This window comes from Aquimarina sp. MMG015 (genome assembly GCF_018100855.1).
GTDB classification, from domain to species: domain Bacteria; phylum Bacteroidota; class Bacteroidia; order Flavobacteriales; family Flavobacteriaceae; genus Aquimarina; species Aquimarina latercula.
This window is the reverse complement of record NZ_JAGJEB010000018.1, coordinates 1-12,855: the sequence shown is the minus strand read 5'-3', so window position 1 is coordinate 12,855 and position 12,855 is coordinate 1. Positions and strand designations below refer to the sequence as shown.

Below are 12,855 nucleotides of genomic sequence, written 5' to 3'. Positions count from 1 at the left end.
ATATTCACTCTATACTTTTTATATTTACTTCTATTATAGACTTATATTATTGTTGGATATCATGTGTTTATTAATGATTATGGTTGCAATATTGTTGTTTTCCATATCTTATTATTCAATTGAAAAAGAGTTCTTTGATGAAATCTATTCGTCTTGAATTCCATAAACTCGATTCTAATAGGCTGTATAGCGTATCCTCCCCAGTTTTCAGGTTTTACAACATCGTTATTTTTATAAATTGATTCTGCTTCGGAAAATTTTTGTTTAAGCACATCTATGTTTTCAATAGTATTGCCTTGTTCGCTAATCATAGATATAATTTTAGATTTTTTAGTTCTTGGGTCAAAATATGATATAGCTTCTTCCTCGTTTATTTTAGTAGCATTCCCCTGGATACGTATTTGTCGTTGAGTAGTTTCCCACCAAAAAGTAATTGCTATTTTAGATGATTTTTCGATTTCTAATCCTTTTCTTGATTGAAGCGGTCCTGTAATAATAAAGGTGTCATTTTTGAGTTCTTTTAATGACACAAATCGAGCATTAGGATATCCATCTAATCCAATGGTAGATATGCAACAAGCAGCAGGAAGACTGTTAGTGCTTTTTTCAAGCTCTTCGGCATACCACTTAGTAAATAATTGGAAAGGATCTATATTCATGAGTTTTTTATCAAATAGTGTTCAACTTCTGATATTCTTTTTTCTTTTTCTTGATCAGGTAACCAACTCGCTTTAAAACTATTTTTGACTAAATCAGCTATTTGCTTTTTTGAAAGATTTAAAGCATTTGCAATACCGATGTAATTTTCATTCATATACCCCCCAAAATAAGCAGGATCATCAGAGTTTACAGTTACAAGTAAATTTTTGTCCATCATTTTGACTATTGGATGTTGCTTCAAGTCAGAGACTACTTTTAGTTCTAAGTTAGAAAGAGGGCATAACGTTAAAGGTATTTGAGAAGTAGCTAATTTGTCTACTAATTTGTCATCATCTAAACAACGATTACCATGATCAATTCGAGTGACTTTTAATAGTTCTAATGCCTCCCAAATGTATGATGCAGGCCCTTCTTCTCCAGCATGTGCTACCGTAAGAAATCCTTCTTTTCGAGATTTCTCAAATACTCTTTCGAATTTTGAAGGAGGATTGCCTACTTCAGATGAATCTAATCCAACTCCACTAATCCAATCTTTGTAAGGCAAAGCTTGATCCAAGGTTTTAAAAGCAGAAGCTTCGTCTAAATGTCTTAGAAAGGATAAAATCAATTGATATGTAATACCTAGTTTCTTTTTTCCGTCTTCGAGAGCTGAGTAAATTCCTTTGATAACAGTATCAAAAGATACTCCTCGATCTGTGTGTGTTTGAGGATCAAAAAATATTTCTACGTGAACCACATTTTGTTCGCTAACTTTAGTAAGATAAGTCCAAGTGAGATCATAAAAATCTTGCTCTTTAATTAATACATTAGCTCCGGCATAATAGATGTCCAGAAATTCTTGTAGATTATTAAACTGGTATGCATTTTTTAAAGCTGCAACAGAATCATAAGGAATCTTCTTTTGATTTCTTTTTGCTATTTCGAACATTAATTCTGGTTCAAAAGTTCCTTCGATATGTAAATGCAATTCTGTTTTCGGAATGCCTTCTATGAATCTTTCTATGGAAACCATATTCGTTCTATTTTTTTAGTTTATTGTTTAAGTAAATAACAGTTATCTAATTCTAAGAATATTGCCAACTGCATTATACTTTTTGATCCTGAATTTTAGCTTGTAACATTTTTATTTCGTCTCGTAATCTTGCAGCAGTCATGAAATCTAGTTCCTTAGCAGATTTCTCCATTTCTTTACGCACATTGCGAATTCGAGCTTCTAATTGTTCCTTTGTAAAATAAGCAGTTTCTTCTTCTGCCGCTTGCAATGATGGAGCAGTTTCGAATTGATACGGTTCTACTTTTTTACCAGCAAGCGCATTATCCAGTGATTTTTTTATTGCTTTAGGAGTAATACCGTGTTTGGTGTTATAAGCAATTTGCTTTTCTCGACGATAATTAGTTTGATCAATAGTGTCTTGCATACTTTTTGTAATTTTATCCGCATACATGATAGCTAATCCGTTGACATTTCTAGCAGCTCTCCCTATGGTTTGCGTTAGCGATCTATTATTACGTAGAAAGCCTTCTTTATCAGCATCTAAAATAGCAACTAAGGATACTTCGGGAAGATCTAATCCCTCACGAAGTAGGTTAACCCCAATCAATACATCAAACAGCCCTTTTCGTAAATCCTGCATTATTTCTACCCGTTCTAATGTATCTACATCACTATGGATATATCTACAACGAATATCAATTCTGGTAAGATACTTTGTTAACTCTTCGGCCATTCTTTTGGTAAGAGTAGTAACCAATATACGTTCGTCTTTTTCAATACGCTTATGCATTTCTTCAATTAAATCATCAATTTGATTAAGGCTTGGACGTACTTCTATAATTGGATCTAATAATCCTGTCGGACGAATAATTTGTTCTACATATGTACCTTCACTTTTTTGTAATTCATAATCTGCCGGTGTTGCACTGATATAAATTATTTGATTCTGAAGAGCTTCAAACTCCTCAAATTTTAAAGGACGATTGTCCATCGCGGCTGGTAGTCTAAAACCATACTCTACAAGGTTTTCTTTTCTTGATCGATCTCCTCCATACATCGCATGTGTTTGTGGTATCGTTACATGACTTTCGTCTACGATCATTAAATAATCATCTGGGAAATAATCTAATAAACAGAATGGTCTGGTTCCAGGCTCTCTACCATCCAGGTAGCGAGAATAGTTTTCGATTCCTGAACAATATCCTAATTCTTTGATCATTTCTAAATCAAAATTAGTGCGTTCTTCTAGTCTTTTAGCTTCAAGAAACTTTCCAATCTCTTTAAAATATTCTACTTGTTTACCTAGATCTAATGCGATTTGATCGATTGCTCCGTGTAATATATCTGGAGAGGTAACAAACATATTAGCAGGATATATATTTAGGCGATCATATTTTTCTATAATTTCATTAGTTTGTACATCAAAAGCTTCTATTTCTTCTATTTCATCACCAAAAAAATGGACTCTAAATGCATCATCAGCATAACTAGGATAAATATCTACAGTATCTCCTTTAATTCTAAAATTACCGTGATTAAATTCTCCTTCAGTTCTAGAGTATAAACTTTGAACTAGTTTATGTAACAAGGCAGTTCTCGATACAAATTGCCCTTGTTGTATAGAGATTACATTCTTTTGAAATTCAACAGGATTTCCAATACCATATAAGCAAGAAACTGAAGCAACTACTAGTACATCCCTTCGCCCAGAAAGCAGGGAAGAAGTAGCACTTAATCTTAACTTTTCAATTTCATCATTAATTGATAAATCTTTTTCGATATAGGTACCTGTTGTTGGGATATATGCTTCTGGTTGATAATAATCATAATAAGAAACAAAATACTCTATAGCATTTTCTGGAAAAAACTGTTTAAACTCAGAATATAATTGAGCTGCTAATGTTTTGTTATGTGCTAATACCAATGTTGGGCGTTGTACTTCAGAAATAACGTTAGCCGCTGTAAATGTTTTACCAGAACCTGTTACTCCTAGTAATGTTTGGTATCTTTCTCCTGCTTCTAAGGCATTAACAAGCTGCTTTATAGCTCCAGGTTGATCTCCTGTTGGTTTAAAATCTGACTTGAGTTCGAACTTCATTATATATAGACTGTCTTTTCTGAATAAAGATAAAGAATACTACTATGATTTTTTATGATGAATCGAAGTTTTAGGGAAAGTTTATCGTATTAATGAAAAACTGCCTTTTCGTACTCTTCCATCACTAAGTTCTACCCTATACCAATATTCACTTGATGGCATAAGTGTTCCTCCATAAGTTCCGTCCCAGCCATTTCCAGATGGGACTAGCTGTTTTAACAACTTGCCACTTCGATCAAAAATATAAATAATCGAATTACCTAAAACCTGCGATGAAATTCCGCCCACGTTCCAAGTTTCATGGAAACCATCTCCATTTGGAGTAAAATATTTAGGAAAACCAACTACGGAAATAGCTTGAGAGGCTTCTGGTCCGCAACCATTTTTGTCTCTTACGTATACTGTATGGAATCCTGGAGGGACATCTGTAAAGATTGGACTATCTTGATACGTTCGGATATTAGCATCATTAAAAGCAATTGCATATTCGTAGTCTCCCGATCCTGAAACATTAATAGCTACCGTGTTGTTATCCAAAGCATCATTAATTTCAATAGGTTGTATAATAGTCGCTGGAGAAGAACTTGTAACTGAAACTATTCTATCCTTAGAACATCCGGTGATTTGATTGGTAATCGAAACTGTATATGTTCCTTCTTGCGATACACTGATACTTTCTGTAGTCTCGCCATTTGGAGACCATAAATAATCGAAGTTATTAGAGGTTCCAGATTGTAACCCTGAATTGATAGTTACATTACTACCTTCACACAAAAAAGCTTCTGCTGATTCCTCAATATCAGGTAAAGGGTTTACAAAAAGTGCTACTTGATTAATACCATAACATTGGTTTAGATTGTCTTCTATACGAGCATAAACAATATCCGTTCCTTGGGTTCCTGTGGTAGTGTTAGTATATGAGGTTATGAGATTAGTTTCGCTTAAAGCGTCATCAATATTTTGATAGTAGACAACTGATAAATTAGGGTTATTGATTCCAAAAAGTACTTGAGCATTGGCAAGTGTTAAATCGAATTCTGTAAAACCATCTTCAATACCATCATCGTCACATGCAGCTATAGAAGCATTATTGGCAGTAGTGATACTTACCTGAAGATCTAAAGTAATAATTCTAAAACAGTTATTGGTGTCATCAGTAACTCGAACAAATAGTTGTTGATTTGTTGTTGAATTCTGATAAGCATCTGTATTCGTAATTGAGGGTGCTCCCATATTAGCTGCTGTTAGGTCTTCAAAAAATGTAACTGTTCGATTAGGGTTGCCATTAGTGATTTGATCAATTGATTGATTGAGATTAAATAGAGTAATACCATCGGTTGGATTATTATATTCATCACATTGTGTAAGTGTAGAAGCATTTGCAACAGGAAGTGGATCAACTTGTAACTCAAAACTAGTGGTACTTAAACAAAGTAAGGAAGTATTTTCTTGAACTCTAACAAAAAGTGTTTGTGGATTAGAAATGTTAATATAAGGCGTTGTTTTATCAATAATATTTGTTCCTGCATCAGCGTCAGATTGAGATAGATGATAGGTTAATGTATAATCCGTTGGATTTAATCCATTAAGAATTTCTGAATCCTTATTACTTAATAAGAAAGAAACAAATCCATTTGTGTCATTACCATCATCATTAGTATCACATACTATAAATGGAGTAGGAATAGCTATAGGGGGACCAGGATCTGTTATTAAAAGAAAGGTGTCTACTACAAAGCATTCTGTGATTGTATTTTCTATTCTTACATAAATGGTTTGATTGTTTTGTGTACTGAGATAAGGACTTGTTAATGCCCCATTTCCTAGGCTGGCATCTTCTTCAGAAGCGTGATACGTAATAATGGTATTTATTTGAGTTCCAAGAATTGCTGCAGTATTACTTTCTAAATCAAAATTTGTCATTCCGTCATTAGGATCTGTAACGATATCACATTCTGTAAGGTCTAAACTAGTAGAAGTACCAGAATCATTTTGAGGGCTATCAGGCAGAAGTGCTGTTCCTGTAAATTCTAAATCAAAACCACCATTTTGCGAATAGTTATCGATTAATATGTAATATTCTTCTCCTGCAAGAGCATCTATAGATCTTACAAATCCATTTCCTTCACTACCAGGTCCCTCACTAGTTTCTGTTTCAGTGTCATTAAGTCCTGTTAAAGTAGATACTCCAGCCGCTGGAGGATTAGTAGATGAGCATCTAATAGAAGTACCAAGTGCATTACAGGTGACATTGGGGCCGTAAACAGCAAAATCATAATCTTCACCAGTACTACTAGATTCTGGTGTTATGGTAAAGGCTAACGTTCCGGACTGGACTATATTCACTTTAATCCACAAGCTTTGACTTTCCACAAATGCGCAATCTGGGGGGAAATTGCCGGGTAAAGCAAAATCATTAGTACCAACTCCGTTAGAATTAAGCTCTAAATTTGTATTTCCACAAACAATAATGCTATTTATACAATCCGTAGGCTCGTTTTGTGCATATCCATTAAAGCATAATATAAAAAGTAATAAAGTGAAGTGTAATTTTTTTACCATCTACAATCTCTGTTAAGCCACGAATATACTAATAATATACCATAGCTTTATAGAAGAAGAAAAGGCTTGTAGATGTATTATCTTATCAAAGAGAAACTTCCTTTTCGAATTCTTCCATCACTTAGTTCTACACGAAACCAATATTCGCTGGAAGGCATTAAGGAGCCACTATATGTTCCATCCCAACCATTTCCAGATGGAACTAATTGTTTTAATAATTTCCCACTTCTATCAAAAATATAAATGATAGAGTTTCCAAGTACTTGAGCAGATATTCCCTTTACGTTCCAAGTTTCGTGAAAACCATCTCCATTTGGTGTGAAATATTTGGGAAAACCAACTACAGAAATAGCTTGAGAGGCTTCTGGTCCGCAACCATTTTTGTCCCTAACATATACCGTGTGGAATCCTGGAGGAACATCTGTAAAGATTGGACTATCTTGATACGTTCGGATGTTAGCATCGTTAAAAGCAATTGCATATTCGTAGTCTCCAGATCCTGAAACATTTATCGTTACTGTATTGTTGTCCGATGCATCATTAATTTCAATAGGTTGTATAATAGTCGCTGGAGAAGAATTTGTAACAGTTACCATTCTATCTTTAGAACATCCTGTGGTTTGATTTGTAACTGAAACAGTATATGTTCCTTCTTGAGATACATTGATACTTTCTGTAGTCTCGCCATTTGGAGACCATAAATAATCGAAATTACTTGAGTTTCCGGATTGTAATCCTGAGTTAATAGTAACATTAGTGCCTTCACATAAAAAAGCTTCAGCTAATTCTTCAATATCTGGCAGAGGATTTACAAATAATTGCACTTCATTAATACCATAACACTGATTTTGATTGTCTTCTACTCTGGCGTAAACAATGTCTTGTCCTTGAGTTCCTGGAGTTGTATTGGTATAAAATACAATTTCATTAGTTTCACTTAGCGCATTTTCATTAGTTTCATAATATGAAACAGAAAGATTGGGACTTGCTATTCCGAGCAAGACTTGAGGGTTTGCTTGTGTAAGATCAAATTCTCTAAAACCATCTTCTATGCCGTCATCATCGCAAACTGCTAAAACAGCATCACTCGCGGATGTAGTACTTACTAGTAAATCTAAGGTAGTTGTTCTAAAACATCCCGTAATATCATCTATTACTCTTACGAATAGTTGTTGATTAGTAATTGTATTTATAAAAGTATTTGTATTTGAAATAACAGGGGATCCAGTTTCGGCAGATACCATATCCTCAAAAAATAATACCGTACGATCTGTTGATCCACCAGTAATTTGATTTATTGCTTGATTTAAATTGAATGATGTTATTCCGTCATTTGTGTTCAGATATTCATCACATTGTGATAGAGAAGAATTATTGGCAACGGGTAATATATTAACGGTTACAGGAATTTCTGTAGTATCAAAACAAGCTGTGTTCAAGATGTTTTCAAGTCTGGCAAATATAGAAGTCATTGCGCTTGATAATACTACATTTGTTGGATCCGAAAATGGATTCGTATTATTCTCGGCATCAATTAATGTAGCGTGATAACTAAGGTTGTAATCAGAAATATTTTGACTGCCATAAATGTCAGAATTGATTGTGGTTAGATCATATGTAATCATTCCATTGGTGTCATCTCCATCATCTGCATTATCACAAGCAACTATTGGACTAGTATTAAAAGCTGTAGGTCCATCAAAAATCTGTACCTGAAAACTAGATGTATTATAACAGACTATATTTTCTATATTCTCAATTCTAATAGCAATAGTTTGCGGGTTGTTTTCTGTTACGAAATTTCCAGATATCTCATTTATATCAGCATCAGCATCGGCAATCGATCTAAAATAACGAATTTGAAACTGACTAGGATCCTGCATTCCGAGAATAGAGGAATCATAAATAGAGAGATCTAAACTTGTTACCCCATCATTATTATCATCACAGATGATTTCATTCATTGGTGTGTTTTGAATGGTAGGAACTTCAAAAAATGTCACATTAGCAACACCAATTAAAGGGCAACTTCCATCATTTAGATCAACTTCTAATCTATAATTACCAGTGGTTGTAATGTCTAGAAAATAAGGAGTGTTTGTGACTGCTACATCATTGATATACCAAGTATATGTGGCTGTAGAGATATCTTGATATTCAAGTCTAAATGTGTCTCCTTCACAAAGTAAAAGGTTTACATTATTTACGTCACCATTATTTATGATATCAATTGACTGGGCAAAAATAGATTGGATAAAAGGAGGAAGTCCTATTCTGGATCCTCTTCTTCCATCTGTGTTAACTAATAACCCTCTATCACTATAGTTGATATTTGTTGCTAATTCTTCGGGGTTTTCTATAACTCCAAGATAATTTCCAGTTCCAGAATCAAAATCATATAAAGCTCTGTAGATTCTACCGTCCGGTCCTAATTGCAATGCTCCCGCACTAAAATTAGAATTGTCTTGTCCGTTCTCATTTAAAATTCGAGTGCCACTAGCGGCGATTTGGTTGTCGGGTAATGTAAGATCGAATTGCATAAGAAAACCATTGCCAAATCCTCCGTCTCCAATACCAACTGTAGTATATAAACGTTGACCACTTTGTGAAAATTCAATACCGTAAGGTGCATCACCATCATATAATTCTATCTCATTACTTACAATTCCTGTACTATTATCAAAATCATAAAACAATACTTTGCCAGGCCCATCACCTCCAGTTACAGTAGTCAATCCAAAATGAACTACAGCTAATTTATCACCTTCCGGAGAGGCTTTTAGGTAACCTAATGCATTACGACGGTATCCAGAAATAGGAACAGTAACTCCAACCTGTGATGTAACGGGAGTAGTGTTAACACCTGTTTGATCAACACTAAATGCATAATAGGTATCAATAAAATGAGTAATTACCCAAAAAGAATCACAATCGTCACTTTTTACCGCTGTTATTTTTTCTGAACATCTGTATAAGCTTTCTAAAGAATCAGAAGTATCATACGTTATTAGCGGAAGATTTTTTTGACCAGAAATTACAGCCCCATTTCCTCCATCTAACGACATATCTACTACCGAATATAATAGTCCATCATTTACTCCATCTCCATCATTGGTGTTGGAATCTCCATCTGCATTAAAATGATGAGGCTCATCTACAGTAAAAACAATATAAATATTAGGAGTGTTTGGCTGAGGGACAATCAATGCAGATGAGGTACTCGAAGTATCTCCTCTTAGATCTTCTCCATTTAACATGATACTATGATTCTGCGTATAAATAGTCGAACCATCTGTATAAAAAAGAAGATTTCCAGTAGCATCAGATATTGTTGTACATCCTTCTAAAGTACTTATCCTACCATCTGTAAGTGGAGTAGGAGGTGTAGTACTAAAGTTGACTCCCGCATTTTGTCCAAAATACCAGTTATTAGCTTCTCCTTGCGAAAATACTGAAGCTCCTAATAAAAGGAAAAAGATGAACGATATGTGTTTCATGAGTTGAGTTCCAAAAACCCAAAGATATTATAAATCTCTCTTTTTAAGAAGATAATACGAAAGTCTAACAAATATTACAGTCCAGATTAACACAATTAGTATCTCATACCAGTGTACAGCATAGTCTCTTTGAAAGTTTTCTCCTAGTTGATTAGCTGCAGATTGTATAAAATTTAATCTAGTTATTGGTTCGTTAATAAGATTAGACATACTATCTAAAGGTAAAAAAGGTATAATTTTATCTATGATATCAGAATCAAATTTCCATTTAATTAAACCAGAAAATAATCTAAAAGCGCCTTCAATTAGCTGCCAAAAAATAAGAAAACCAAGAGCAAAAGCTGAACGTTTGATAAGTATTCCTAAAAACATACAGAAAGAAAAGAAACCAACTAATTTTATGAAATAAGCAAAAATAAATTCTAAATCCGAAAATATAATTGAAATCTCATTGTAATCAGAAAATATCAATCCTAGAATTAGAGATACTAAGAATAAAAAAATGGTAGATATTAATGAAAAAACAACAACGGTAAGAAACTTAGAAGCAAGAAATTCTTTTTTGCTTAAGCCATCTATTAGGTTTTGTTTTAATGTCCTATTAGAGTATTCATTCGCCATAATAGATACAATAACTATGGCTAAGAAAAGCTTTAACCAAGCAGCAATCCAAGCATTAAAATGCCATATATATGGAAAATTAAAGATCCCTTGATCCGCTAAACGAAAATTCACTCCTCCAAAACTAAATTCATAAGATGCTATAAGAGAAATAAGGAGTATTAATACAAAATAAGTTATAGTCAGTACTTTCGCAGACTTATTATATCGTAATTTCTGAAATTCTATATTGAGTAATCGTAACATGGCTTTAGTTTAAGTTGTTGGTTAATTGTAAGAACTGTTCTTCTAGACTTTCTTTACGCTTTACAAGATGTGTCAGAGTAATACCAGCGTCATATAGCTGTTTGTTAAGACTTTCGGCATCTAATTCACTATTTAAAAAAGCGATCAGTTTGCCGTCCTCTTCTTTAATATTACCAAAAGTACTTTGTTCAGATAACCACTTCTTTAAGATGCTATTTTGATTACTGTTTAATTCAAAGAAACCATGACTTGCATTCATTTCATCAACCGGTCCAGAATATAATTTCACTCCTTTTCTAATAATAACCACGTGACTACATACTTTTTCTACTTCATCTAAGAGGTGAGATGCTAAAAGAATTGTAGTACCTTGAGATGCAATTACTTTAATAATTTCTCTGATTTGATGAATCCCTTGTGGATCTAATCCATTTGTAGGCTCATCCAGAATAAGGATCTCTGGATCATTTAGCAATGCAGAAGCAATTGCTAATCGTTGTTTCATACCTAAAGAAAAAGTTCTGAACTTACTGTCTTTTCTATCTAAAAGACCAACAAGTTCTAGTTTTTCATCAATTTTATCAGCTGCTACTTCTTTTATTTGACATACTAACTTTAAGTTTTGAGCAGCAGTCATATAGGGATAAAAATTAGGGCGCTCAATAATTGCTCCTACTTTTTTTAGTGCCTCATGGGTGGACGACGATCCGTCGAACCAGGTAAAATCTCCAGAAGTTCTATTGACAACATTAAGAACAATTCCTAAAGTAGTTGATTTACCGCTTCCGTTAGGTCCTAAAATACCATATACGTTTCCTTTTTTAATTGTAAAGGAAAGATCATTGACGGCTGTTATTGGTCCGAATCTTTTGGTAAGATTCTTTAAAGTTAGAATGGTTTCCAATTGTGATTATTTTTGGTGGTTATATTAAACTAGACGACCGGTATTAAGTTTTGTTACAATAAAGTTGTGGTTTGTTAGTAATTGAATATTGTATTTCGAAACCTTTTCTTTCGTAAATTGCTATCCGAAAGCAGCTGAATATGGAAGAAAAGTTAATGTCTAAAAAGAAACCTACCTATCCAATTAATGATAGTTTGGATCGTTATTTAAAAGAATGTAATCGTAAAATAAAGATTCCAGTATTTTACGATGATTTGTTGAGGTTTTCTGGCTCCATAGTTGTTTATGATAGTAATGACGAAGATACTTTGTGGGTTCGCGTGTATTATGAAGAGCATGAGCGGCCAGAGATTGAATCTAGTTTAAAAAAAGTATATACGATATTACATTCTGATGGAAATGAAGATGCTATAGAGTTTCTTAATATCGATGCAATTGACTATTGCACCTTTGGAAATTCAAAGCCTTTTAGAGTTCGAGTTCGGAATATACTGAATGATAACTATACGTATATTTATGTTAAGAAAGCAGATGCTTCTCGTATCTACGGATTGGAACTAGAGCATATGTTTTCGCCCAATAGAATTAACTTTTTAGTATATAAAAATACACTTATAGAAGAGCATATTGCAGGTATTCCTGGAGATGTATTTATTAAAGATTTTCTACCGGATTTAAGTGATCAGGCTAAATCCCAAATAGCAAAAGAGTTTGTGAAGTTTAATGAACGTTGCCAGATGCGTTTATTAGGAGATATGAGATCATATAATTATGTTATTATCCCTATCCATGATTTTGATCATGTAGAATATAAAATAAGGGCTATAGATTTTGATCAACAATGTTTCGAAGGGAAGTTAAAAGTATATCAACCACAGTTTTTTAAAGAGAATTTTGATATGGTAGATATTGTGATGAATAAGCTTCAGCCTAGTTCTATAGAGCAGTATAAAAAAGAAGAACGTTCTATTCTTGCAAAGCGAATATTGAATTCTAGATCCCGTTATGAAACCCTTGTGAAATGTATGTGCGAAGACACTATTTCTACAGAAAAAAACTTAAAAGAATTAAGAGAGCATTTATATAATTTTACACTAGACTTAAAATTTAGGCGAAGTAAGTCGATGGGAGAAGTTTTAAAAACAGCGTTGGATTTCGTGAAGCGTAATTATGAAAATGTAAATATGAAACGATTGTTGGAAGGATAATTGGGAGTCGGAAGTCGGAGGACCGATGTCAGAAGTCAGAAGTCAGAAGTCAGAAGTCAGAAGTC

The 12,855-nt window shown here is 33.6% G+C and carries 8 protein-coding genes; 1 reads left to right on the top strand and 7 read right to left on the bottom strand.

The features are described from left to right. Window positions 1-77: 77 nt before the first annotated feature. From J8L88_RS22295 to J8L88_RS22265, 7 genes are all read right to left on the bottom strand, one after another. Window positions 78-659, bottom strand: a complete 582-nt coding sequence (locus J8L88_RS22295) for a pyridoxal 5'-phosphate synthase (RefSeq protein ID WP_211061895.1) — start codon at window positions 657-659, stop codon at window positions 78-80. Continuing rightward, the gene (locus J8L88_RS22290; protein ID WP_211061893.1) at window positions 656-1,672 is read right to left on the bottom strand and encodes an adenosine deaminase; all 1,017 of its coding nucleotides are present in this window, start codon (window positions 1,670-1,672) and stop codon (window positions 656-658) included. Before J8L88_RS22290 ends, J8L88_RS22295 begins: the two co-directional genes overlap by 4 nt. 73 nt (window positions 1,673-1,745) lie before the next feature. Beyond that, window positions 1,746-3,752 (bottom strand): excinuclease ABC subunit UvrB, encoded by a 2,007-nt coding sequence (gene uvrB / locus J8L88_RS22285; RefSeq protein WP_118389745.1) that lies wholly within the window; start codon window positions 3,750-3,752, stop codon window positions 1,746-1,748. 81 nt (window positions 3,753-3,833) lie between these two features. Further along, window positions 3,834-6,314: a T9SS type B sorting domain-containing protein gene (locus tag J8L88_RS22280; protein ID WP_211061891.1), complete on the bottom strand. Its 2,481-nt coding sequence runs from the start codon at window positions 6,312-6,314 to the stop codon at window positions 3,834-3,836. Window positions 6,315-6,391: 77 nt separating this feature from the next. Further along, window positions 6,392-9,811: a T9SS type B sorting domain-containing protein gene (locus J8L88_RS22275; protein WP_211061889.1), complete on the bottom strand. Its 3,420-nt coding sequence runs from the start codon at window positions 9,809-9,811 to the stop codon at window positions 6,392-6,394. A 27-nt stretch (window positions 9,812-9,838) separates the two neighbouring features. After that, a complete protein-coding gene (locus tag J8L88_RS22270) occupies window positions 9,839-10,678 on the bottom strand; it encodes an ABC transporter permease (protein WP_027392249.1) in 840 nt (279 codons plus the stop codon). A 4-nt stretch (window positions 10,679-10,682) separates the two neighbouring features. Continuing rightward, window positions 10,683-11,582: an ABC transporter ATP-binding protein gene (locus J8L88_RS22265; protein ID WP_027392248.1), complete on the bottom strand. Its 900-nt coding sequence runs from the start codon at window positions 11,580-11,582 to the stop codon at window positions 10,683-10,685. A gap of 140 nt (window positions 11,583-11,722) precedes the next feature. On the opposite strand from J8L88_RS22265, the gene J8L88_RS22260 reads away from it, so the two are divergent. Next, window positions 11,723-12,790 carry a hypothetical protein gene (locus tag J8L88_RS22260; protein ID WP_027392247.1) on the top strand — a complete coding sequence of 356 codons (1,068 nt, stop codon included), beginning with the start codon at window positions 11,723-11,725 and terminating at the stop codon, window positions 12,788-12,790. Window positions 12,791-12,855 lie beyond the last annotated feature (65 nt).

Excerpts from the sequence above, each read along its gene's own strand:
- J8L88_RS22295 (WP_211061895.1), bottom strand. The coding sequence starts at position 659 with ATGAATATAGATCCTTTCCAATTATTTACTAAGTGGTATGCCGAAGAG.
- J8L88_RS22290 (WP_211061893.1), bottom strand. The coding sequence starts at position 1,672 with ATGGTTTCCATAGAAAGATTCATAGAAGGCATTCCGAAAACAGAATTG.
- uvrB (WP_118389745.1), bottom strand. The coding sequence starts at position 3,752 with ATGAAGTTCGAACTCAAGTCAGATTTTAAACCAACAGGAGATCAACCT.
- J8L88_RS22280 (WP_211061891.1), bottom strand. The coding sequence starts at position 6,314 with ATGGTAAAAAAATTACACTTCACTTTATTACTTTTTATATTATGCTTT.
- J8L88_RS22275 (WP_211061889.1), bottom strand. The coding sequence starts at position 9,811 with ATGAAACACATATCGTTCATCTTTTTCCTTTTATTAGGAGCTTCAGTA.
- J8L88_RS22270 (WP_027392249.1), bottom strand. The coding sequence starts at position 10,678 with ATGTTACGATTACTCAATATAGAATTTCAGAAATTACGATATAATAAG.
- J8L88_RS22260 (WP_027392247.1), top strand. The coding sequence starts at position 11,723 with ATGGAAGAAAAGTTAATGTCTAAAAAGAAACCTACCTATCCAATTAAT.